A 22,223-nucleotide genomic window follows, 5' to 3' on the forward strand; every position below is an offset into this window, starting at 1 on the left:
CGGGGCCTCAATTCGCCAGCTTCACCGCCCCGCTGTCGATCAGTTTCTGCCACTTGGCACTGTCGGCCTGGATGAACGACTGCAATTCATCCCGCGAGCCGCCGCCAGCGACCATGCCGGCGTTTTCCAGGGCAGCCTTGAACTCCGGCGTGGCCACGGCGGCGCGCAACGCGGCGTTGACCTGATCCAGCTGCGCCGCCGGGATTTCCTTGCTCGCCGCAACCGAGAACCACTGGGTGGCGGCGTAGCCCTTGAAGCCGGACTCTTCCACCGTGGGCACGCCCGGCAGACTGTCCAGGCGGTAGGGCGTGGTGACGGCATAGGCTTTCAGCGTGCCGGCCTTGATTTGCGGCATGACCGGCGCGGAACCGAGAATGGCCAGGGGTATCTGGCCGCCGGCCACGTCCGAGACCGCCTGGCCGCCGCCCTTGTAGGGCACGTGCACGATGCGGGTCCCGGCGTACTGGTTGAGCAGTTCTCCGGCCAGGTTCTGCGAGGTGCCGTTGCCGGAGCTGCCATAGCTCCAGGCCTCGGGCCGCTGGCGGGCGTCTGCCAGCACCTCCTGCAACGACGCCTTGGCGTCCTTGGCGGGACCGACGATGACCATGGGGCCCTGCGCCATCAGGATGACGGGCGCCAGCTCGCGGCCGATCTCGGGCTGGGGCGTGGGATAAATGAGCGGACCGGGCACGGTCAGAAGATAGCCGTCGCTGGCCTTGCTGCGCGCCACCAGTTGCAAGGCGATGGCGCCGGCCGCGCCGGGGCGGTTTTCGACAATCACATTCAGGCCGCTGCGCCGCGCCAGGTCCTGCGCCGCGATGCGGGTCAGCACGTCGGCGGTGCCGCCGGGCACGAAGCCGACCACCCAGGTGATCTGCTTGCCGGGCCAGTCCAGCTTGTTGTCCGCCGCGCTGGCGGTGGCGGTCAGCGCGGCGCCCAACAGCAGCGCACAGCAGCGGATAGCGAATTTCATGTTTTCCCCTTTTATGTTTTTGGCCCGGCCTGCCTCAAGTCTCAGGTCGGATCCGGCTTGCCGGGCGGCGTGTTCGGATGCGCGGCGCAGGACTGGTTGAAGGACTGCACCATTTTCAGGATGGGTCCGAGGACCCAGGTGTTGAAGATGAGGATGTCGCTTTCTTCCTTGGGATCCTGCTTCAGGTTGAACAGATAGGGAGACTCCAGCTTTCCCTTGCCTTCGTTGACCTCGGGCTCCCAATAAAAGTGCAGCTTCCAATCGCGCCACTTGACCGCGCGCAGGTCATTCTTGATGTAGAACAGGAACCCCTCGCGTGGCGACGCCTGGCTGGCGCCCGTAAAGAAGTCGGTCTGGTCGATGCCGTCGATGGGGCGATCCTGCGGTATGGACGCGCCGCCTATGCGTGACAGCGTGGTGTAGAGATCGGTGACGTGCACGATCTCGTTGGAAACCTGGCCGGGCTTGACCTTCCCAGGCCAGCGGATCATGAAGGGCACGCGCAGGCTGCCTTCCATGGCCGTGTGATAGGTGCCGCTCCAGGGGCCGGCGGTGCCACGGTAGGGCTTGCGGAATTCCGGGCCATTGTCGCTGCAGAAAATGAACACGGTATCTTCGCGCAGCTTCAGGTCGTCCACTGCCTGCACGATCTGTCCGACTCGGTGGTCCATTTCCACCATGGAGTCGGCGAAGTCGCCCGCGCCGGTGCGTCCGGCGAAGTCCGGATGCGGCAAGGTGGGAAAGTGCAAGTGCACCAGCGGCAGATACAGAAAGAACGGCCGGCTGGCTGCGGCGTGCTTGCGCATGAAGCCAATGGAACGCTCGACCAGTTCGGCGTCGATGCCGCGGCGCGTCTCCAGGTCGTAGACCTTGACGTTTTCCGAAGGCGAACCGGCCTGGCCCTGCATGATGTGAGGGATATCGGCGACCGCGGGATCGAAACCGATGGACGAGGTGAACTGGCTTTCGTCCGTGGTGCGTGGAATGCCATACCACTCGTCGAAGCCGCGATCGGAAGGGTAGCGGCCGGGGATGTCGCCCAGGTGCCATTTGCCGTAGTGCGCCGTGGCGTAGCCCTGGCCCGACAATTGTTGAGCCAGGGTGATCTCGTCGCGCGCCAGCCCTTGCGGCAGGCCCGGCGGCACGGATTGCAGGCATCCAGTGCGGATGGGATGGCGGCCGCTCATCAGCGCGGAGCGCGTGGGCACGCAGTCGCTTTCGACGTTGAAGTTCTGCAGCAGCAGTCCTTCGGATGCCAGCCGGTCGATGTTTGGGGTGGGCGCGCCGCGCAGGGCGCCGCCGCCATAGCAGCCCAGTTCGCCCCATCCCAGGTTGTCGGCCACGATCAATACGATATTGGGCTTTTTATCCACGCGCTGCACTCCTGTCGCTCTTCGGGTTTATCCAGGGATTCTAGGAGCCTGGGTCGGGCTTAATATTCCTGAAGATGAGTCTATGCATAACCAACATTCATGAATCTGTCGCTGCGTGACATCGAGTATTTTCTGGCCGTGGTCGAACACGGCAACCTGGACCGCGCCGCTGCCGCCTGCGGCGTGAGCCAGCCTGCGCTGTCGAAATCGCTGCAACGGCTGGAAGCTGACACCGGACTGGCGTTGCTGGATCGCGGCGGCCGCGGACTGCGCCTGACGTCCGCGGGCCTGGCGTTCCGCGAGCACGCGCAGCGCCTATGGGCGGAGTACCGCGACGCAGTGCGCAACGCGATGGAGCTGCGGCTGGGCGAGGCGGGGCTGCTGCGGATCGGCGCCACCGGCGCGACGGTGGATAGCGTGGTGATGCCGGCGCTGCGCCGCCTTCTGCCGCGCCGGCCCGCGCTGCGGGTGCAACTGACGCAGGGGCAATCGGACGATCTCAATGATCAGGTCGCGGGAGGCAAGCTGGACCTGGCGGTAACGCCGATCTACGCCGACGTGCCGGGCACGCTGCACCAGGAAGCGATCCGCGAGGACGGCCTGTGCGTGGCCGCCAGCCGCAAGCACCACCTGGCCTCGCGGCGCAAGCTGGCGCTGCGCGATCTGGACGGACAGCGCTGGATCCTGCCCATGCCGGGCTCGGTGGCACGTCATGCGCTGGAAGCGCGTTATGCGGAAGCGGGCCTGGCGCAACCACCGGCGGCGCTGGAAGTGCAGCATTTTTCCGGCGGTGCGCTGGCGTTGCTGGCGGCGTCGGATCTGTTGGCGCTAATGCCGCAGAGCGCGCTGGGCGGCGACATCGCGGAACTGCCGGTGGCGCTCGGCCGGCCCTTGCGGCGCAGCATGGCGCTGGTCACGCGCCATGGCGCCACCTGGTCGCCGCTGATGCAGGAGTTCCGCGCGGTGGTGCTGGAGGCTGCCGGCTAGGGCTTGCTAGATGGGGGGGCGGCGTATCTCTGCTGGGAGCCGCCGCTATGGTGGACAGCCCATCCTGGACTGCAAGCTGCGGCAGGCGGGAACGCTAGGCGGGTCGCGCCGCGCGTCCCGGCGCGGCTATTCAGCGTCCCCAACGCGCCTTCAGGCGCTGTTCGAACACGCGCAGGGCGACGTCGATGCAGATGCCGACGATGCCGATGGCAATCATGCCCGCCATGACGATGTTGGTGGCGATGTTGAGCTGGCCCTGCACCATCATGTAGCCGATGCCGTTGCCTACCACGATCAATTCTGCGCCTACCAGCGATTGCCAGCCGATGCCGGCGCTAACGCGCAGGCCCGCCAGGATGGACGGCAGCGAGGCTGGCAGCAGCACTTCCGCCACGATGCGCGGCCCGCTCGCGCCCAAGGTACGCGAGGCTTCCAGCAGGCGCGTGTCGACGAACTTGGCGCCGCGGTAGGCGCTGATGAGGCAGGGCGGAAAGGCGCCTGCGAAGATGATCAGCGTCGGGCCGCCGATGCCCGTGCCAAACCACAGGCCGGCAAACGGCACCCACGCGATGGGCGCCACGAAGCGCAGTGCGTCGAAGAAGGGGCTGACCACGTCATCCAGCCAGCGGTACCAGCCCATCAGCAGCCCCAGCGGTATGCCCACCGCCGCGGCTAGCAGGAAGCCGCAGGCGAAGCGGTAGAGGCTGGCCCCCAGATGCGTCCAGAGCGTGGCGCCGGAGTACGGCTCGCTGCTGTATTGCGCGATGGTTTGCAGCACCGTCAGCGGACCGGGCAGGTAGTTGGGCGGGAAGATACCGCCCACGCTCAACAGATGCCAGGCCAGGAAGAAACCGGCCAGTCCCAGGCACGACAGGCCGAAGGTGAAGGCGGGCGTATCGCCCGAGGCGCGTGTCAGCGTAGCCATGGCAAAGCCCTCTTTTCGATCCATTCCAATCCGCGCGTCATCACTGCTCCCAGCAGGCCCACCCAGACCATGGCGTAGAGGATCATGCCGGGCCGGATGTCCAGCGCCGCGGTGTCCAGCACCTTGCCCAGCCCGATAAAGGCGCCGATGAGTTCCGCCGCCACCAGGGTCATCCAGGCCGTCTGCAGCGACAGGCGCAGGCCGGTGAAGATCATGGGCATGGCGCCGGGCACCAGCACCTCGCGCAGCATGCGAAGCGGACTGCCCGCGCCATGCACGCGCGCGGCTTCGATCAGCGTGGGGTCGATATTGCGCACCCCCGCGTAGGTGTTGATGACGGCGGGCGTGAACGAGGACACCCAGATGAGAAAGATTTTCGCCGGGTCGCCCAGGCCCAGCCACAGGATCGCCAGAGGAATCCAGGCCAGGGGCGGGATCGGGCGCAGCAGCGAGAACACCGGTCCGACCAGGGCGTCGATGCGCTTGCTGAATCCCATCAATAAGCCCAGCGGCACGCCGGTGCAGATAGCCACCAGAAAACCCAGGAACACCAGGCGCAGGCTGTGCCCGATGTGCTGGAACAGCGTGCCGCCGGCGTAGCCGGAGTCCCGCGACAGCTGCACGGCCGCCTGCCACGTAGTGAGCGGCGTGGGGAAGCGCGCGCCATTGACCAGGCCCAGCGCCGATACGATCCACCAGGCGGCGAAGGCGGCGGCGACCGCGGCCACGCCGACGGTGACGCGGCGGCGCGATACGCGCGGCCGCCGGGCGGGCAGGGTTGCGATGTGCTCACTCATGGCCGGACCTCGCGGCTTGGCGGTGCAGGTTCGCCACATCTTCCAGCAATAGCAGCATGGCGGTGCAGTCCTGTTCCTGGCGTCCCCAGGACTTGGCCAGCGCGAACATTTCGCGGGCATAGCCGCCGAGCCCCAGGGGCGCACCCACCGAGGCGGCCAGGTTCATGGCCAGGTTGATGTCCTTGTAGCCCATGCGCATGGGAAAGTCGGGACTGATGTCGCCCGCCAGCACCTTGCCCGGAAAATTCGTCAGGAGTTGTCCGCGCCCCGCGGTGGTGTTGGATAGCACCTTGACGACGGTGGCGCGGTCCAGGCCCAGCTTGGCGGCGAACATCAGCGCCTCGCCCGTCAGCACCATGCCAACCATGGACATGTAGTTGTTGACGAGCTTGAGCCGTATGCCTGAGCCGAAAGGCCCCACGTGCACGATCTCATCGGCCATGGCGGCGAAGATGGGCGCGGCCTGGTCGAAGTCGGCCTGCGCGCCGCCAGCCATGATCAGCGCCTTGCCCTGCGCCGCCTCGCGCGGCGTGCGTCCGACCGGGGCGTCGAGGCAGCGCAGGCCCAGGGCCGCGAGGTCGGCGGCGATGCGGTCGGTCTCCACGGCGTCACCGGTGCTCATCTCGATGACCAGCGCGCCCGGGTTCAAGCCGGCGGCCGCGCCGTCGGCGCCGAACAGGGCGTCGTGCACGTGCGAGGAGGTGGGCAGCATGGTGATCGCCACGTCGCAGCCGCGCGCGGCGTCCAGCGGTGTAGCGGCCCGACGGAACCCGGTGTCCGCCAAGCGCTCCATCGCGGCCGGCACGACGTCGTAGCCTGATACGGCATACCCCTGCGCGGCCAGGTTGCGCAGCATTGCGCTCCCCATGACGCCCAGGCCCAGGAATGCGATGCGGGGTGATTCGGTGTGTTCCATGGGGCTTGCTCCGGTGTGGTCAGCTGCCTAGCCGCGCGCTGGTGCTGCTGCGTGGCGGGGCGGTGGTATCGCGGACGATCAGTTCCAGTTCAATGCAGACGTTTTCGGGCGGCGTGTCGGCGTCGGCGGCCAGCAGGATGTTGGCGGCTCGCTGCCCCAGTTCAAAGGCCGGCACGTTCAGGGTCGTAATGCCTGGCCGGCAGTGGGCGGCCATTTCGATGTTGTCGAATCCCGTGATCGAAATCTGTTCGGGCACGCGCAGGTTCTGCCACAGGCACTCCTGCAATGCGCCATAGGCCAGGATGTCGTTGCCGCACATGACCGCCGTAGGCGGTTCGGGCAAACGCAGCAGCGTGGCCATGGCGCGGCGAGCTTCGGGCACGGTGTAGGGCTTTTCAATGACGTACTGCGGCGGCAGGTCGATGCCGCGCCGCTTGAGCGCACGCGTGAAACCGGCCACGCGGTCGGCCGCGCGGTCATTGTCCTTGGAGATGCCGGCGATCACGCCGAGGCGTCGGTGGCCGATGTCCAGCAGATAGTCGGCGATGCGCTGCGCCGCCGCGGCGTTGTCCCAGCCCACCATCGGCCAGGGATCGGCGGCGTCGTAGTGGCAGGTAGTGACGAAGGGAATGCCTTTGGAATGCAGCAACTCGTAGAGTTCGGGGTCGCGGCTGCGTCCCACCAGCATCATCGCGTCGACGCCGCGCTCGATCAGGGCGCGTACTTCTCCGGCCTCGCGCGCAGGGCTGTAGTTGGTGCTGGCCAGCAGTAGCTGGTAGCCGTGTTCATGGATTGCCTGCTGCATGCCATCGACCAGCTTGGCGAACAGGGCGCTATCCACCGTGGGGATGATGGCGCCCATGGTGCGGGTCTTGCGCGAGGCCAGCGAACGGGCCGCGCCGTGCGGAACATAGCCCGCTTCGGCAAGTAGTGCCATGGCGCGGGCGCGCAGGTCCGGCCGCACTTTTTCGGGATGGTTCAGCACCCGCGACAAGGTGGCCGACGAGATGCCGCCGGCGGCGGCGATCGACTTCAGGGTGTCCCCGGGTAGGGGCGCAGACTTTCGCTTCATGTTTGAAAGCGCTTTCAGAAATTTGATGGTGTGAATATACAGTTATTGAAACGCTATGGTCTATCTCTAGGGTTTTCTCGGGGTTGAATGGGATTCTTGCGCGCTTATTCTTTGTATGCGCTTTCAAAAAACCGAGCCCGAACGCAGATCCGGGCCTGCTATCCGGGGAATGCCGCGGCAGCTCGCGCATGCAGACCGGAATCCACTGATGGAGACTAAGCATGTCGAGAATCCCCCGCATCCTGGGTTTGTGCCTGGCGCCGCTGGGCGCCTTGTTGTTGAGCCCGTCCGTGTCGGCGCAGGCGCCGACCCCCATCAAAGTCAGCTACCAGATTGCCTATTGGGCGCTGCCGATCTACATCGCTACGGAAAAGAACTGGTGGGCCGAAGCGGGCCTGAAACCTGAATTCGTGGTGTATCCCGCGGGCGCGCAGCAGATCGCGGGCGCCGCGTCCAAGTCCTGGGATGTGGGCGGCACGGGCTCGCCGCCGGCGGTGCTGGGCGCGCAGCGCTACGGCATCGTGACGCTGGGCGTCACCAATGACGAATCGACCGCCAACGGCGTGATGGCGCGCAAGGAGAACGCCGCTGCCGTGCGCAGCAACGCGGCCAAGGAAGTGAAGGGCAAGCAGATCCTGCTCAGCCCGAACTCCACCGGGGAATACGCGACCATGGCCTGCCTGCAGAAGTGGGGCATGCAACGCAGCGACGTCAGCGTGGTGACGCTGGCCCCGGCGCAACTGGTGTCCGCCTTCATCGGAGGCAATGGCATGCTGGCCGGCACCTGGGCGCCGAACTTCTACACGTTGAACGAGCAAAGCGGCGCGGAGGTCGTGTGCAGCGGCAAGGACGCCGGCGTGATGATTCCGGGGGCGCTGGTGGCGCGAGGTGAGTTCGCCCAACAGAATCCAGACGCCGTCGCCAAGTTCCTGGCGGTGTACCTGCGGGCCGTCAGCTTCGAGAAGAACAACAAGGCGGAAGCCATGGGCTACCTGCGCAAACTGTTCCAGGCCAATGGCATCAAGCTCAACGACGGTTACCTCGGGCAGGAGCTGGAACGGCCGATCTTCACGTTGGACGAGCAGCTCAAGCTGATGTCGCGGACAGGCGGCAAGTCCACGCTGGACAACGCGTACGAGGCGTTGTCTGGCTACCTGAAGAGCGTGGGCACGCTCACCGAGGTGCCGGATCCCAAGACCTACATCACGGACGACTACATGAAGCGCGTCGACCAGACCCCGGCGCTCAAGACCTTTGCCAACAAGGCCAACTGAGCTTCATCCCTACTTCCGCGAGGTCATGCCATGGCAGTAAGCAAGCTCAAGTCCGCGTCGAAACAGCCCCAGGGCAATGAGGCCGCGGCGCGCGAGGTCGCCGCCGAGATGCTGGCGAACATCAAATCCGGAGGCGAAGCCGCGGTGCGCGACTATGCCCGGCGGTTGGACAAATGGGAGGGGGACATCATCGTCGGCGCCGCCGAGATCGAACGGCGCACGGCAAGCATCCCCGACGGCATCAAGCGCGACATCGAATTCGCCGCCAGCCAGGTGCGCAAGTTCGCGCAGGCGCAGATGGCCTCGGTGCGCGAGTTCGAGCTGGAGCTTGCGCCGGGCCTCGTCGCCGGACAACGGCTGATACCCATCAACGTCGCGGGCTGCTACGTGCCCACGGGGCGCTATGCGCACATCGCCTCGGCCTATATGAGCATCGCCACCGCCAAGGCGGCCGGCGTGCCCACGGTCATCGCGTGCTCTACGCCCTACCGAGGCGAAGGCATACATCCTCAGGTGCTTTACGCCATGCAAGTGGCGGGCGCGGACGCCGTAATGACGCTGGGCGGCGTGCAGGCAATCGCCGCCATGGCCTACGGCCTGTTTACCGGCAAGCCGGCAGACATCATCGTCGGGCCGGGCAACAAGTTTGTGGCAGAAGCCAAGCGCATGCTGTTCGGCAGCGTGGGCATCGACGTCTTCGCCGGTCCGTCCGAGGTCTGCATCATCGCGGATGCTTCGGCGGATCCCGCCATCGTCGCCTCGGACCTCGTCGGGCAAGCCGAACACGGCCACGAGTCGCCCGCGTGGCTGATCGCGACCGATCGCGCCCTGGCCGAAGCAGTGCTCGCACGGGTGCCGGAACTGATTGCCGCCTTGCCTCCCACCGCTAGGGACGCCGCCGGCGCCGCGTGGCGCGACTATGGCGAGGTCGTGCTGTGCGATACGCGCGAAGAGGCCGTCGAGGTCTCCGACCGCTACGCCAGCGAACATCTGGAAGTCCATTGCGAGGACCTGGATTGGTGGTTCAGGCGCCTGACCTGCTACGGCTCGCTGTTCCTGGGCGAGGAAACCACAGTGGCTTTCGGCGACAAGGCCAGCGGCACCAACCACATCCTGCCCACCAAGGGCGCAGCGCGCTATTCGGGCGGCCTGTCCGTGCACAAGTTCATCAAGACCGTGACGTGGCAACGCATGACGCGGCAGGCCAGCCGCGATACCGCCCAGGTCACCGCCCGGATTTCGCGCCTGGAGGGGATGGAGGCGCACGCCCGCACGGCGGACGATCGCCTGGCCAAGTACTTTCCCCAGGAATCCTTCGAACTGGGCGAACCCGTGCGGGAGTGAAGCCATCATGCAGAACGACATGTCCCGCCTGTTCGACCTGGACGGCCGCGTTGCGCTGGTAAGCGGCGGCAGCTCCGGCATAGGCAAGACCATCGGCCTGGCGCTGGCGCGGGCGGGCGCCAGCGTGGTGCTGGTGGCACGGCGCGCGCAGGAGCTTGCTTGCGCCGCTGGCGAGTTCGAGGCGGCGGGCTTGCGGGCGCGTGCCTTGACCTGCGACCTGACCGACCGCGAGGCGCTGCGCGCCCTTGCGGCCCGCGCGGCCGAACCGTTCGGCGCGCCCGACATCCTGGTCAACGCTTCGGGCATCAATGTGCGCAAGCCTTTCGAGGACACCGCCGACGAGGACTGGGACCGGTCCCTGGCGATCAACCTGACCGCGCCGTTCCTGCTGACTCGCGCGCTGGCCCCTGCCATGCGAGAGCGGGGCTGGGGCCGCATCATCAATATCACCTCGCTGCAATGCGTGCGCGCCTTTCCGGACAGCGCGCCCTATGGCGCCTCCAAGGGTGGCCTGATGCAGCTGACCCGCGCCATTGCCGAGTACTGGTCGCGCCATGGCGTCACCTGCAACGCGATAGCGCCAGGCTTTTTCGAGACGCCGCTGACCGCCTCGGTGATGAGCGATCCGGCCCGGGTTCAGGCTCTTGCGGCCAGCACCATGATGGGTCGCAACGGCCGGCTGGATGACCTGCACGGCGCCGCCGTCTTCCTGGCAAGCGAGGCGTCGGCCTACATCACCGGGCAGACCTTGTTCGTAGATGGCGGCTTTTCGGCCCGCTGATCGGCATCTCCGTGGAGTTCCGCCATGAAAGCCCTTGTCTACACCGCGCCCAGCCAGATGATGTTCCGCGAGGAACCGGATCCTGTGCCGGGAGACGGCGACGCGCTCTTGCGCATCGAGGCCGTGGGCATCTGCGGCTCGGACATGCACGCCTATCACGGGCATGATCCGCGCCGTAATCCGCCGCTGATCCTGGGCCATGAGTTCGTCGGCACGCTGGTGGGCGGCAGCCGCGCGGGCCAGCGGGTCACCGGTAATCCGCTGATCCATTGCGGCCTATGTGATTTCTGCGTGCAGGGCCGCAACAACCTGTGCCGCAACCGGGGCATGGTGGGCATGACCCGTCCCGGCGCATTCGCCGAGTTCATGGCCATACCCGAGCGTTGCCTGATCCCCGTGCCGCGGGACATGCCAGCCGCCGCGGCGGCGCTGACCGAGCCCGCGGCCACGGCCTTGCACGGCGTGGCGCTGGCGCAGCGGGCGCTGTTCCGACCCTTGGCCGAAGCCCGCGCGCTGGTCGTGGGTGGCGGTGCCATCGGTCTTTTGACGGCGCTGTTGCTGCGCAGCCAGGGCTGCCGCGTCAGCCTGGCCGAAACCAATCCGTTGCGGCGCGCCTCGGCAGAACGGCATGTTGGCTGCATGGCCTTCGATCCACGCGACACGACGCCCGAGGCGGGGGCGTACGAACTGGTGGTGGACGCGGTGGGTGGCAAGCTTACAAGGCCGGCCGCGCTGGCCGCGGTGCAGCCGGGCGGCGTGATGTTGCACATCGGCCTGCAGGATTGGGCCAGCGAGATCGACATGCGGCGGCTGACTCTGGACGAGATCACCCTGATCGGCGCCTACACCTACACCAGCGCGGATCTGCGCGCGACCGTGGACGCGCTGCATCGCGGCGTTTTCGGCGATCTGTCCTGGATCGAGCAGCGTGAGCTGGGCGCGGGCGCGCAGGCCTTCTCCGACCTGGACGGCGGACGCGCGGCATCGGCCAAGATCGTGCTGAGGGCGCATTGACATGGCGCGCCATCCACTTTCACCCCGCGCCATCGCCGGCGCCCAGGCCGTCCTGGGCCTGCTCGACCGGAGCGCCGTCATGACCATTGCCAGGCCCCCCGCCCACCCCCCGACGCCGGCACGCCGGCGCCTGTCCCTGCGCTGGCTGGTCAGCGGCGCATCGGTCGCGGCGCTGCTCTTGGCCTGGTATCTGGCTACAGGACCGCTGGAGCTGCTGAGCGCGGTGCAGTTGCCGTCGCCCGTCGATGCCTGGGACGCCTTGCGGGAGATCGCCGGTGAAGGCTATGCCGACGGCACATTGCTGCAACACATCGCGGCCAGCAGCATGCTGGTGCTATACGGCTTCGCGGCGGCGGCCTTGACGGGCGTGCCGTTGGGCATCCTGATGGGGCAAAGCCGGCTGGTCGAAGCCTACGTCAATCCGGTGTTCCAGATCATCCGCCCGATTGCGCCCATTGCCTGGATCCCGCTGACGATACTGTGGTTCGGGCTGGGCACCAGCGCGAAGGTCTTCGTCATCTGGCTGGCGGCCTTCGCGCCCACTGTGATCAACACCTACACCGGCGTGCGCAATATCGACGATACGTTGATCCAGGCGGCGCGGGTGAATGGGGCGGCTGGCCGCCTGATGTTGCTGGACGTCATCGTCCCGGGCGCGCTGCCCGCTATCTTCACCGGTCTGCGGACGTCGCTGCAGGCCTGCTGGATGGTGCTGGTGGCGGCCGAACTGGTCGGCTCCTTTGTCGGCCTGGGCCACGTGCTGATCATCGCCACCCGGGACCTGAACTCGGGAATGATCGTGGTGGCCATGGCCGCCGTGGCGGGTATGGGCATGTTGATGTCCGCGCTGCTCGCGCAAGTCGAACGCAGGGTGATGCCATGGAAAGCCTGAACAGCGCTGGCTTGGCCCGCGGGCGCTGCCTGGTGTCCCGCCGCACGGCGGAACGTTGGCTGATGCCGGCGCTGGGCATCGCTACTCTGTTCGGCGGCTGGGCGCTGCTCTCCGGCCTGGGCCTGGTGTCGCCAGCCTTCCTGCCGGGACCGCTGACCGTGTTGCGCAGCATGGTCGAGCACACGCGCGAACCCTATGCGGGCTCGGTACTGCAGATGCACCTGCTGGCCAGCCTGGAGAAATTCCTGATCAGTTTCTCCATCGCCGTCCTCCTGGGCGTGCCGCTGGGCTTGTTCATGGGACGTTTCAAGGCGCTGGACTGGGTGGTGGCGCCGGTGTTCGAGGCTTTTCGCTTCATTCCTCCCATCGCCTGGGTGCCGTTCGCGATCTTCTGGTTCGGCACCGGGTTCCTGTCGCCCACGCTGGTGATTTTCGCCGGAGCCTTCGCGCCCTGCGTATTGAACGCCTACCGCGGCGCCAAGCAGATCGACCGCGCCTTGATCGAAGCAGGCCAGATGCTGGGGGCCGGACGATGGGCGACGCTGACGGAAATCCTGCTGCCGGCCTCGCTGGCGCACATCGTTGCCGGCATCCGAGTCGGAGCGGGGTTCGGCTGGCAATCACTGATCGGTGCCGAGCTGATCGTGGGTTCCACCGGCTTGGGCTACATGATCGTGCAGGGCGGCAGCAATCTTGAGCCCGCCATCGTAATCAGCGGAATGATCACCATCGGCTTGATAGGCGCGGGCATTGATTTCGCCATGCGGGCCTTGCAACGGCGGGTGCAGCGCGATTGGTCGCGCTGATCGGAACGGAGAAGGAGGGGATACAGGCAGGCAGTGCGAGTAGCGGCATTCCATATTGGAGAGAGACAGATGAAACCATACAAAGGCCTCAAGGCCTTGGCAGCGCTCGTGATCGGGTGCTGGCTGGGGGGACCCGGACAGGCGGCGGCCCAGGCCGCGCCCGCGGGCGCGGAACTGTTCACCATCCGCATCGGGCAGCAGCCGCAGCGGTGGGCGCTGGAGTGGTACATCGCCAGCGAGAGGGGCTGGTGGCAAGAAGTGGGCCTGAAGCCCGAGATCTCGACCTTCGCCTCCGGGGCCGTGGAGATTGCGGCGGGCGCCTCGGGGTCCTGGGACGTAGGCGGGGCGGGCAATATTCCCTCGCTGCTCGGGGCGTCGAAGTACGGCTTGCAGACCATCGGCATTGCTGATGGCGAGGCCGCCATCATCACGCTGATGGCGACCAAGGACCGGGCGGACGAATATCTCAAGAACCCGGCGCTGCTTAAAGGCAAGACCATACCCGTCACCAGCAATTCCACGGGCCATTGGGGAGCCGCCGAATGCCTGTCGAAGAAGTTCGGGCTCAAACCCGATGACTACCGCTTCGTGAATCTGTCTCCGCCGGACATCAACGCCGCGGTGATGAGCGGCAAGTACGACATCTCGTCCGTGTGGGCGCCCAATACCTACATCCTGGAGGAAGCCATCGGCGCAAAGGTGATCTGCACGGGCGCCGAGCTGAAGATGCCCATCCACAGCTACCTCTTCACCACGCCGGGATTCGCCAGGCAGCATCCGGACAAGGTGGCTCGCTTCCTGGCGGTCTATCTGCGCGCGGTGGCCTGGCAGCGGGCGCATCCCGAGGAGGCCAAGGCATATCTGAAGGCGTTCTTCGGCAGCGTGGGCGTGAAATTCCCCGACAAGTACCTGGAGCAGGAGCTGCGCGATCGGCCCGCTTTCGATCTGGCCGAGCAGACCAGGCTGTTCGCCCCAGGTCCCGGCGGCACTTCCGAGATCGTGGGGTGGTGGAACAGCGTGGGCGAATTCATGGTGTCCGTGGGCGTGGTCAAGAAGATCCCCGATCCCAAGACCATGGTCACGGGCAAGTATCTGCAGATGATCCAGGACGATCCCAAACTCAGGGCCTTCGTCGCCGATGTCGCAAAGTAGGCCAGCGGCCGCGGTTCTCAACAAAGGAACGCAAGCATGAGTCAGATTACTTTCGAGCGGGTGCAGCGCACGTTCAGCCGGGGCGGGGAGCGCTTTCTCGCGCTGGATGACGTCAGTTTCGAGGTGGGCGAAAGGGAGTTCGTTTCCATCGTCGGGCCCTCCGGCTGCGGCAAGACAACGCTGATGCGCATGGCGGCGGGCCTGGAATTCCCGTCGGCAGGCAGCGTGCGTGTGGGGGGCAAGGAAGTGGAGGAGCCCGGCCCGGACCGCGCCGTCGTGTTCCAGCAGTTCGCGCTGTTTCCCTGGAAGACCGTGACCGAAAACATCGGCTTCGGCCTGAAGTGCAAGGGCGCTTCGCGCGAGGCGCGGGCACGGACCGTGGCGCGCTATATCGAGCTCATGGGCCTGTCTGGCTACGAGCAGGCGTATCCGCACCAGTTGTCCGGCGGCATGCAGCAGCGCGTGGCCATCGCGCGCAGCTACGCGCTGGATCCCGATGTGCTGCTGATGGACGAGCCGTTCGGCGCATTGGATGCCCAGACCCGCGTGGTCATGCAGGAAGAACTGGTCAAGCTGTCCCGGCTCAATCCGCGCACCGTGCTGTTCATCACCCATAGCGTGGAGGAAGCCGTGTACCTGTCGGACCGCGTGGTGGTGCTGACCGGGCGGCCGGGCCAGATCAAGGAAATCATCAACGTGGCCGACGTGCGCAAGCGCGAGGACTGGGACAGCATGGAGCGGATCGAAGACGTGATGGACATGGAGGCGTTCGTGCATCTGCGCACGCACATCTGGAAGCTGCTGCGCGCGCAGGAGACCGAACCGCTGGACGCCGCCTTGGCCGCGGCTCATTGAAGGGAAGCCCGATGAAGCATATCAATGAAGGCGCGGCGCCTGCCGCGAAGACCTCGCGGCTGGCCGCCCTGCATACCGAAACGCCGTGGTGGAGGCTTGCCCCCAGCGCCGCCGATGCGGGGGCCATCGAGCCGCGCGCAATGGTCCGCATGCTGGAGCAGTTGATCGTGATCCGCCGCTTCGAGGAGAAGCTGCTGAAGTTGAGTGTTGCCGGCATTCTGCATGGGCCGGCGCACTCCAGCATCGGCCAGGACGGCGCGGCCGTGGGCGCCATGTCGGTACTGGAGTCGGCTGACAAGATCAACGGCACCCACCGCATGCACCACCAATTCCTTGCCAAGGCGCTGAACCACGCCACGCCGGCGGATTATGCGCCGTTGGAATCGCAAACCCTGGACTCGCACCGCGATGTGGTCTACCGGACCTATGCCGAAATCCTGGGCCTCACGCCAGGCTATTGCGGCGGCCGCGGCGGGTCCATGCACTTGCGCTATCCGGAGGCGGGCATCTATGGCTCCAACGCCATTGTGGGCGGCAATCCCTCGCATGCGGTGGGTTACGCCTTCGCCGACAAGCTGCGGGGGCGCGACCACGTGTCCGTGGCCTTCTTCGGCGACGGGGCCATGCAGAGCGGCGCCGCGTACGAGGCCATGAACCTGGCGGCGCTCTACAGCACCCCCACCATTTTCTTCGTGGAAAACAATCTGTACGCGGTCTCGACCCACGTTTCGGAGCAGACCCGCGAGACCCGTCTGTCGGCGCGCGGCCTGTCCCTGGGCGTGCCGGCCATCGAGTTCGACGGCATGGACGTCGTGGCCGCGCGGCTGGCCATGCAGGAGGCCCGTGCCATCATCCGCCGCGAGGGCGGGCCGGTGCTGCTGGAGGCGCAGACGTACCGTTATCTGCACCAGTCGGGCGCCCTGAAGGGCAGCGCCTTCCGCTACCGCGACAAGGAAGAGGAAGAGGCCTGGGGGGCGCGCGACCCCATCCTGGCCTTTCCCGCGCAGCTGAAATCGCTGGGCCTGATCGACGACGCCGGCATCAGCCGCCTGGAGCGCCGCGCCGACGAACTGATAGACGGCGCGCTGGAACGGCTGCTTGAAAACTACGGCGACGAGGCCGCGCAGCGCATCCGGTCCGAGCTGTGGCCAGACCCGGCCAGCGTGGACAGCGGCATTCGTGGCGATCTGCGCGAGCTTGCCGGCCAGCGCGCCGTGGAGCTGGAGGAGCAGGCGCCGGCAGCCCTGGTGGACGCCAAGTTCCAGGACGTGATTTCGCGCGCCATGTTGCTGAACATGCAGCGCGATGACGGTATCTTCATCCTGGGCGAGGACGTGCATCGCCTGAAGGGCGGAACGGCCGGCGCCACCAAGGACATCGGCGATCATTTCCCGCAGCGCCTCATCGGCACGCCCATCTGCGAGAACGGTTTTACCGGCCTGGCGTTGGGCGCGGCGCTCAATGGCATGCGCCCGGTGGTGGAGATCATGTATCCGGACTTTGCGCTGGTGGCGGCGGATCAGCTGTTCAATCAGATTGCCAAGGTGCGCCACATGTTCGGTGGCAAGTTCGCGGTGCCAGTGCTGGTGCGCAGCCGGGTCACCGCGGGCACAGGCTATGGGTCGCAGCATTCCATGGACGCCAGCGGCCTGTTCGCCCAGTACCCCGGATGGCGCATCCTGGCGCCGTCGCGGCCTTATGACTACATCGGGCTGCTCAATGCGGCGCTGCGCTGCGACGATCCGGTGCTGATGGTGGAATACAACGAACTGTTCAAGAAAGTGGACAAGGTGCCGGCCGAGACCTGGGACTACATCGTGCCCATCGGCCGCGCCCGAGTGGCGCGCGAGGGCGCGCGCTGCACCATCCTGACCTACGGCGTCATGGTCGAGGTCTGCTGCCAGGCGGCGGAGCGGACGGGCGTAGACGCCCAGGTGATAGACCTGCGCACGCTGGACCCGCTGGGCATCGATTGGGAAACCATCGGGGCTGGCGTCAAGCGCACGCAGGCGCTGATGATCGTCGAGCAGACCACCCGTGGCACCTCGATCGGCTCGCGAGTGGCGAGCGAGGCCCAGTCCCGGTTGTTCGACTGGCTGGACCACGAGATCGTGCATGTCACGGGCGCCAACTCCTCGCCGGTGGTGTCCAAGGTGCTGGAGCGCGCGGCGCTGGCGGACGCTCAAGCCGTGGAAACGGCCCTGAAAACCATGGACAGCCGCCGCGGCGGATCCCGCTGATGCAGGCGCCCGAGCCTGGGAGAGACCAATGCTGAAAGACAAACTGCTCGCTACCCACCACACCGCCGTATGCGTCAACGATTTCGAGCGCGCGCGGAACTTCTACACCGGCTTTCTGGGCTTCGAGCTGGAGGGCGAAATGGACCATCGCTCCGAACCCGCGCTGGGCGAAGTGGTCGGCCTGCCGGGCGCGACCATACGCTGGGCCATGCTGCGCCATGGCGGGCACCGGGTCGAGCTGTTCAAGTACTACACGCCGGACGGCGACAAGCAGCCGCGCCGCCAATGTGACTTCGGCTACAGCCATATGGCTTTCGAAGTGGAGGACGTGGACGCCGTATATGAGCAGGCGACGCAGGCGGGCTATGAAAGCGTATCGTCGCCGCGGGTCATGCGGCAGGGACGCACCAAGGTGTTCTATCTGATGGAGCCCGAAGGGGCCATCACGGAGTTCATCCAGTTCATGAGCCCGGCGGCCTGACCTTTGAAGGAACGAGCATGACGAGAACGCTGGATATGGTCGTCCCGCCGACGGGCGAAGCCCTGGACGCCGCCCGCCTGGTCGCCTGGATCGTGGCGCCTGGCCAGGCCTTTAAGACGGGCGATGTGCTGGTCGAGATTGAAACGGACAAGTCCATCATCGAGGTGCCGGCGCATGATGACGGGATCATGGTGGAACACCTGGTCGCCGTGGACGGCATAGTCAACGCGGACACGGTAATCGCGAGAATCCAGATGGAGGGGGAGGCGCCGCCCAAGTCGCAGCCGCAGTCCGCATCGGCCCCTCCCAGTGGCACGCAGGTGCCGCCGGCCTCGCCGACCCCCGCGCCCGCGGCGGCGCAGCCGGTCCGGCCGGTCCAGCCGGCGCATGCTTTACCGTCGGGCGTGCGCAAGTTCTCCACCCCCGCCGCCCGGCGCGTCGCGGCCGAGCGCGGTATCGCGCTGGATGGGGTGGAGGGGTCGGGCCCCAATGGCCGCGTGACCGTGGCCGACCTCGGTCAGGCGGGCACAAGCGGGCAGGATCGCATGCAGTTGCGGGGAGCGCAGGGCGACAAGCGCGAGGGCTGGGCGACAACCCCCCATGGCGACGTCCGGTTCACGGTCTGGGAGGCAAGCAGCCCGGACAGCCAGACCGCCGTGCTCATACACGGCATGTTCGGCGACCGCGACGCCTGGGCCAGCCTGGCGCATGCGCTCAGCCGTGCGGGGCTGCGTGTGCTGGCGATGGATCTGCCTTGCCATGGCGCGACGCGCTCGCAGGCGACACGCTTCGAACAGGTCGTCGACGCTGTGGTCGATACCGTCGCGTCCCAGTGCGGCGGACCCGTGACCCTGATCGGCCATTCATTCGGCGCTGCCGTGGCAGCACGCGCCGCGTCCCGGCCCGGCATGGCGGTGGACGGCCTGATCCTCATCGCGCCGGTCGGATTGGGCACGGAGATAAACCAGAGCTTTCTTACGGGCATGGCGTATGCCGGTACTAACGAGGCGGCGCAGCGTGAACTGCAAAAGCTCACTGTTTCGGGCATGACGCCGTCGGGTAATTTCATCGATGCCTTGCGGCAAAGCACCCAGGCGCGGCGCGAACCCCTGATCGAGTTGTGCAGGGAAGCGAGCTGGGACGGTGTGCAGCAGCTGAGCATCGTCGAGGACCTGAACCATCTCGCGTGCCGCTGCACGCTGATCCATGGGCGGCGCGACGCTGTCATCCCGTGGCGCCACGCCCTGAACGCGCCGCCCCGCACCGCGCTGCATCTGCTGCCGGACGCGGGCCACATGCCGCAATGGGAAGCGGCGAAGCTGGTGGCGGATATTGTGCTGGACGCGCTGGCAGCGGCGCGCTGAGCGGCCGCCAGCGTTCAGGGGACCGGCGTCGCCGTGTTCTCGCCGCTGGCGAACAAGTCCACCAGGGTCTGGCGCAGCCAGCGCTGCGCCGGCACCGTGTCGTTGCGCTGGTGCCAGAACAGTGTGATGGTGCGGGGCGGCGCGAGCATGGGCAGCGCCATGGCGTGCAGATAGGGCGCATGCGGTGTCAGCGCGCCAAGATGGCGCGGCAACACCGCGATCATGTCGGTATGGCGCAGCATTTCGTAGGCCACGTTGTAGTGGTTGACCAGGGCCGCCACGTCGCGCGACAGGCCGCGCGCCGACAGGTACACGTCATACGAGGGCGGCGTCTGCCCGCCCAGGCTCACGTCCACGTGGCGGGCCGAGAGAAAGGCCCGCGTGCTCAGGCGTTTCATGGAGGCCAGCGGATGGTCGCGGCGCATGAAGCAGGCGTACTCCACCAGCCACAGCGAACGCGAGCGGATGTGGCCCGGGTACTGGGCTTCGTTGATGTAGGCGCTGAGCACGCAGTCGGCGCGGTTGTCTTCCAGCTGATCGGGAATATCCACCACATTGTTGGGCAGGGTGCGCACGCGCGCCTGGGGCGCCGCGCGCGCCAGCAGGCCGCATAGCGGGGGCATGACGATGCCCGCCGTGTAATCCGACATGGACAGACTGAACTCGACCTTGGCGCGCGCCGGGTCGAAGGCGTCAGGGTCGAGCGCGCTGCGCATGCGGTCCAGCGCCTCGGCCAGCTCGTTCCACAGCACGGCCGCGCGCTGGGTCGGCATGACACCGTTGCCGGCACGCACGAACAGCGGGTCGCCCAGGCTTTCGCGCAGACGGGCCAGCGCATTGCTGACGGCGGGCTGGGTCATGAACAGCGCATTGGCCGCGCGCGTGACACTGCCCTCGGTCATCAGGGCTTCGAAGACCTTGAGCAGGTTCAGGTCCAGGGTGCGGAAGGTCATGGAAGGATATTCACATCAATGATAGAGGGCATCATTACTATAAATTGGATTCATGAAATCACGCGTGCCTATCATGCGCTTTCTCATCAAGTACGGTCCGAACCGTCGGCTACAGGGGAATCGCATGTCCATGATCTCGGCGCGGATTGAGCGCCTGCCTTTCGCACGTTTTCATAAACACCTGCTGCTGATGGGCGGCCTGGGTTATATGTTCGACGCCATGGACGCCGCCGTGCTGGCGTTCATCCTGCCGGTGCTGCGCACGGAGTGGGGCTTGAGCAGCGTGCAGATCGGCCTGCTGGGCAGCAGCACTTTCATCGGCTTCTTCTTCGGCGCGCTGCTGGCAGGCACGCTGGGCGACCTGATCGGCCGGCGCGCGGTGATGATGTGGGCGCTGGCGCTGTATTGCGTGGCGTCGCTGGTGAGCGCCTGGGTGGACAGCTGGCCGCCGTTCTTTGTGGCGCGGGTGGTCGCGGGCATGGGCACGGGCGCCGAGAGCGCGATCATCGCGCCTTATCTTGCGGAATTCGTGGCGCGGCGCTTTCGCGGCAGCTTCACCGGGGCGCTGGCGGGCTTCTTCTCGTTCGGCTTCGTGGCGGCCGCGTTGCTGGGCTATTTCATCGTGCCGGCGCACGCCAGCGGCTGGCGCATTGTGCTGGTGATCACGGCGTTGCCCGTCGTGATGCTGCTGTGGTGGCGGCGGGCGCTGCCCGAGTCGCCGCGCTGGCTGGAAAGCCGGGGCCGCGAACAGGAGGCCGGCGTCATCCTGGACCGCATCGAGGCCGACTTCACGCGGCGCGGCCACGCGCTGGCCGAGCCACGGCCCGAGCCGGCCGAGCCCGCGCGCGGCGGCGGCAGCCTGCGCGAGAACTTCGCGCTGCTGGTCACCGGCCGGCAGGCCCGCATCACTTTCATGACCTGGATCATGTGGCTGTCCATCACGTTCAGCTACTACTCGTTCTTCGTCTGGATTCCCGGCCTGCTGGTCGAGAGCGGGATGAGCATCACCAAGAGCTTTTCGTATTCGCTGGCCATGTATTGCGCGCAGGTGCCGGGCTATTTCAGCGCCGCCTGGCTCAACGAGAAGATCGGCCGACAGGCCACCATCGCCAGCTACATGCTGCTGGGCGGTGCCAGCGCGCTGGGCCTGGCGCTGTCGCACAGCGACGGGCAGATCATGCTGGCCGGCGTGCTTATGTCGTTCTTTATGAACGGCACCTATGCGGGCGTGTACGCCTACACCGCGGAAGTGTTTCCCACGGCGGTGCGGACCACCGGCGCGGGGCTGGCGTCCGCCATCGGTCGGGTAGGAGCCATCGTCTCGCCCATCCTGGTGGGGTATCTGTACCCGAACTTCGGCTTCCTGGGCGTGTTTGGAACCACCACGGTGACCCTGCTGCTGGGCGCGCTGGTGGTGGTGTTGATGGGCGTGCCCACGCGCGGACGCTCGTTGGAGGAAATCGCGGCCGGAGGCGTGAAATGAGCGGCACCCGCGCGGGCGTGATTCCGACACTGGACGCCCTGGCGCGCGCGCATGCCGAGGTCGCCCAGCCGCAGGCGGTGTACGCGGCGGTGGACCAGGCCCTGGCCGCCGCCATCGGCCACCGCCTGTTCACCATCCTCTCCTACGATCCGCGCACCGGCGTGGCGACACGGCTGTACTCGAATTTGCCCGAGGCCTATCCCGCCGGCGGCAGCAAGACGCTGGCTCCGGGGCTTTGGACCGAAACTGTGCTGGACCGGGGCGAGCCCTATATCGGCCGCACGCCCGCCGATCTGCAGGCGGTCTTTTCCGACCATGCGCTGATCGCATCGCTGGATTGCCAGAGCGTGCTGAACATGCCGATACGCTGGCGCGGCCGCACCGTGGGCTCGCTGAACCTGCTGCACGCCGCGCACTGGTACGGGGCGGAAGACGCGGCCGCGTGCCGCCCCTATGCCCAGCTGGTGCTGCCGGCGCTGTGCTGCGCCTGACGCGGCCGCCGCAACGCCGGCCAGGACTTCTACACGCATTCATCATCCGA

Annotated in this window: 21 protein-coding genes; 14 read left to right on the top strand and 7 right to left on the bottom strand. The window is 66.8% G+C overall.

The window, feature by feature from the left end:
• Positions 1–7: 7 nt before the first annotated feature.
• Together VCS63_RS09105 and VCS63_RS09110 are read right to left on the bottom strand one after the other, a co-directional pair.
• On the bottom strand, positions 8–973 hold the full coding sequence (locus VCS63_RS09105; RefSeq protein ID WP_076815918.1) for a tripartite tricarboxylate transporter substrate-binding protein: 966 nt from the start codon (positions 971–973) through the stop codon (positions 8–10).
• A 41-nt stretch (positions 974–1,014) separates the two neighbouring features.
• Entirely contained in the window at positions 1,015–2,346 is a 1,332-nt protein-coding gene (locus VCS63_RS09110) for an arylsulfatase (RefSeq protein ID WP_112967167.1), read from the bottom strand.
• A 99-nt stretch (positions 2,347–2,445) separates the two neighbouring features.
• Between VCS63_RS09110 and VCS63_RS09115 the strand changes: the two genes are divergently transcribed.
• Positions 2,446–3,333, top strand: a complete 888-nt coding sequence (locus VCS63_RS09115) for a LysR family transcriptional regulator (RefSeq protein ID WP_301877640.1) — start codon at positions 2,446–2,448, stop codon at positions 3,331–3,333.
• A gap of 130 nt (positions 3,334–3,463) precedes the next feature.
• Here the strand turns inward: VCS63_RS09115 and VCS63_RS09120 are convergent, their stop codons facing one another.
• From VCS63_RS09120 to VCS63_RS09135, 4 genes are read right to left on the bottom strand one after another with little or no spacing between them, the layout of a single operon-like run.
• Positions 3,464–4,258 carry an ABC transporter permease gene (locus VCS63_RS09120; protein WP_063642079.1) on the bottom strand — a complete coding sequence of 265 codons (795 nt, stop codon included), beginning with the start codon at positions 4,256–4,258 and terminating at the stop codon, positions 3,464–3,466.
• Positions 4,246–5,055 carry an ABC transporter permease gene (locus VCS63_RS09125; protein WP_042796720.1) on the bottom strand — a complete coding sequence of 270 codons (810 nt, stop codon included), beginning with the start codon at positions 5,053–5,055 and terminating at the stop codon, positions 4,246–4,248. The genes VCS63_RS09120 and VCS63_RS09125 overlap by 13 nt, the downstream gene beginning before the upstream one ends.
• A complete protein-coding gene (locus VCS63_RS09130) occupies positions 5,048–5,971 on the bottom strand; it encodes an NAD(P)-dependent oxidoreductase (RefSeq protein WP_323879387.1) in 924 nt (307 codons plus the stop codon). Before VCS63_RS09130 ends, VCS63_RS09125 begins: the two co-directional genes overlap by 8 nt.
• A gap of 19 nt (positions 5,972–5,990) precedes the next feature.
• Positions 5,991–7,043, bottom strand: coding sequence for a substrate-binding domain-containing protein (locus VCS63_RS09135; RefSeq protein WP_042796722.1), 1,053 nt, complete (start codon positions 7,041–7,043; stop codon positions 5,991–5,993).
• Positions 7,044–7,264: 221 nt separating this feature from the next.
• Here VCS63_RS09135 and VCS63_RS09140 point away from each other — a divergent pair, with 221 nt between their 5' ends.
• The 11 genes from VCS63_RS09140 (at position 7,265) to VCS63_RS09190 (ending at position 19,246) form a co-directional block, all read left to right on the top strand.
• Positions 7,265–8,317, top strand: coding sequence for an ABC transporter substrate-binding protein (locus tag VCS63_RS09140; RefSeq protein WP_042796724.1), 1,053 nt, complete (start codon positions 7,265–7,267; stop codon positions 8,315–8,317).
• Between the two features lie 30 nt (positions 8,318–8,347).
• Positions 8,348–9,661: a histidinol dehydrogenase gene (hisD, locus tag VCS63_RS09145; RefSeq protein ID WP_112966522.1), complete on the top strand. Its 1,314-nt coding sequence runs from the start codon at positions 8,348–8,350 to the stop codon at positions 9,659–9,661.
• 7 nt (positions 9,662–9,668) lie between these two features.
• Positions 9,669–10,442, top strand: a complete 774-nt coding sequence (locus VCS63_RS09150; RefSeq protein WP_063642075.1) for an SDR family NAD(P)-dependent oxidoreductase — start codon at positions 9,669–9,671, stop codon at positions 10,440–10,442.
• Between the two features lie 24 nt (positions 10,443–10,466).
• Positions 10,467–11,456 (top strand): alcohol dehydrogenase catalytic domain-containing protein, encoded by a 990-nt coding sequence (locus tag VCS63_RS09155; protein WP_238912879.1) that lies wholly within the window; start codon positions 10,467–10,469, stop codon positions 11,454–11,456.
• Between the two features lies 1 nt (position 11,457).
• Positions 11,458–12,348 (top strand): ABC transporter permease, encoded by an 891-nt coding sequence (locus tag VCS63_RS09160; RefSeq protein WP_323879390.1) that lies wholly within the window; start codon positions 11,458–11,460, stop codon positions 12,346–12,348.
• Positions 12,336–13,154 carry an ABC transporter permease gene (locus tag VCS63_RS09165; RefSeq protein ID WP_323879392.1) on the top strand — a complete coding sequence of 273 codons (819 nt, stop codon included), beginning with the start codon at positions 12,336–12,338 and terminating at the stop codon, positions 13,152–13,154. The genes VCS63_RS09160 and VCS63_RS09165 overlap by 13 nt, the downstream gene beginning before the upstream one ends.
• Before the next feature lie 69 nt (positions 13,155–13,223).
• Positions 13,224–14,306, top strand: coding sequence for an ABC transporter substrate-binding protein (locus VCS63_RS09170; RefSeq protein WP_323879395.1), 1,083 nt, complete (start codon positions 13,224–13,226; stop codon positions 14,304–14,306).
• 36 nt (positions 14,307–14,342) lie between these two features.
• Positions 14,343–15,161, top strand: coding sequence for an ABC transporter ATP-binding protein (locus VCS63_RS09175; RefSeq protein WP_042796733.1), 819 nt, complete (start codon positions 14,343–14,345; stop codon positions 15,159–15,161).
• An 11-nt stretch (positions 15,162–15,172) separates the two neighbouring features.
• Complete coding sequence (locus tag VCS63_RS09180; RefSeq protein ID WP_323879398.1) at positions 15,173–17,401, top strand: alpha-ketoacid dehydrogenase subunit alpha/beta; 2,229 nt, start codon at positions 15,173–15,175, stop codon at positions 17,399–17,401.
• 28 nt (positions 17,402–17,429) lie between these two features.
• On the top strand, positions 17,430–17,882 hold the full coding sequence (locus tag VCS63_RS09185; RefSeq protein ID WP_042796734.1) for a VOC family protein: 453 nt from the start codon (positions 17,430–17,432) through the stop codon (positions 17,880–17,882).
• Between the two features lie 17 nt (positions 17,883–17,899).
• Positions 17,900–19,246, top strand: a complete 1,347-nt coding sequence (locus VCS63_RS09190; RefSeq protein ID WP_323879401.1) for an alpha/beta fold hydrolase — start codon at positions 17,900–17,902, stop codon at positions 19,244–19,246.
• Between the two features lie 14 nt (positions 19,247–19,260).
• Here VCS63_RS09190 and VCS63_RS09195 read toward each other — a convergent pair whose 3' ends face one another.
• A complete protein-coding gene (locus tag VCS63_RS09195) occupies positions 19,261–20,199 on the bottom strand; it encodes a LysR family transcriptional regulator (protein WP_112966517.1) in 939 nt (312 codons plus the stop codon).
• 124 nt (positions 20,200–20,323) lie between these two features.
• On the opposite strand from VCS63_RS09195, the gene VCS63_RS09200 reads away from it, so the two are divergent.
• Positions 20,324–21,682 (top strand): MFS transporter, encoded by a 1,359-nt coding sequence (locus VCS63_RS09200; protein ID WP_042796737.1) that lies wholly within the window; start codon positions 20,324–20,326, stop codon positions 21,680–21,682.
• Positions 21,679–22,173, top strand: coding sequence for a hypothetical protein (locus VCS63_RS09205; RefSeq protein WP_042796739.1), 495 nt, complete (start codon positions 21,679–21,681; stop codon positions 22,171–22,173). The genes VCS63_RS09200 and VCS63_RS09205 overlap by 4 nt, the downstream gene beginning before the upstream one ends.
• Positions 22,174–22,223 lie beyond the last annotated feature (50 nt).

The sequence above is a fragment of the Achromobacter sp. D10 genome, assembly GCF_035282245.1.
GTDB classification, from domain to species: Bacteria; Pseudomonadota; Gammaproteobacteria; order Burkholderiales; family Burkholderiaceae_B; genus Achromobacter; species Achromobacter insolitus.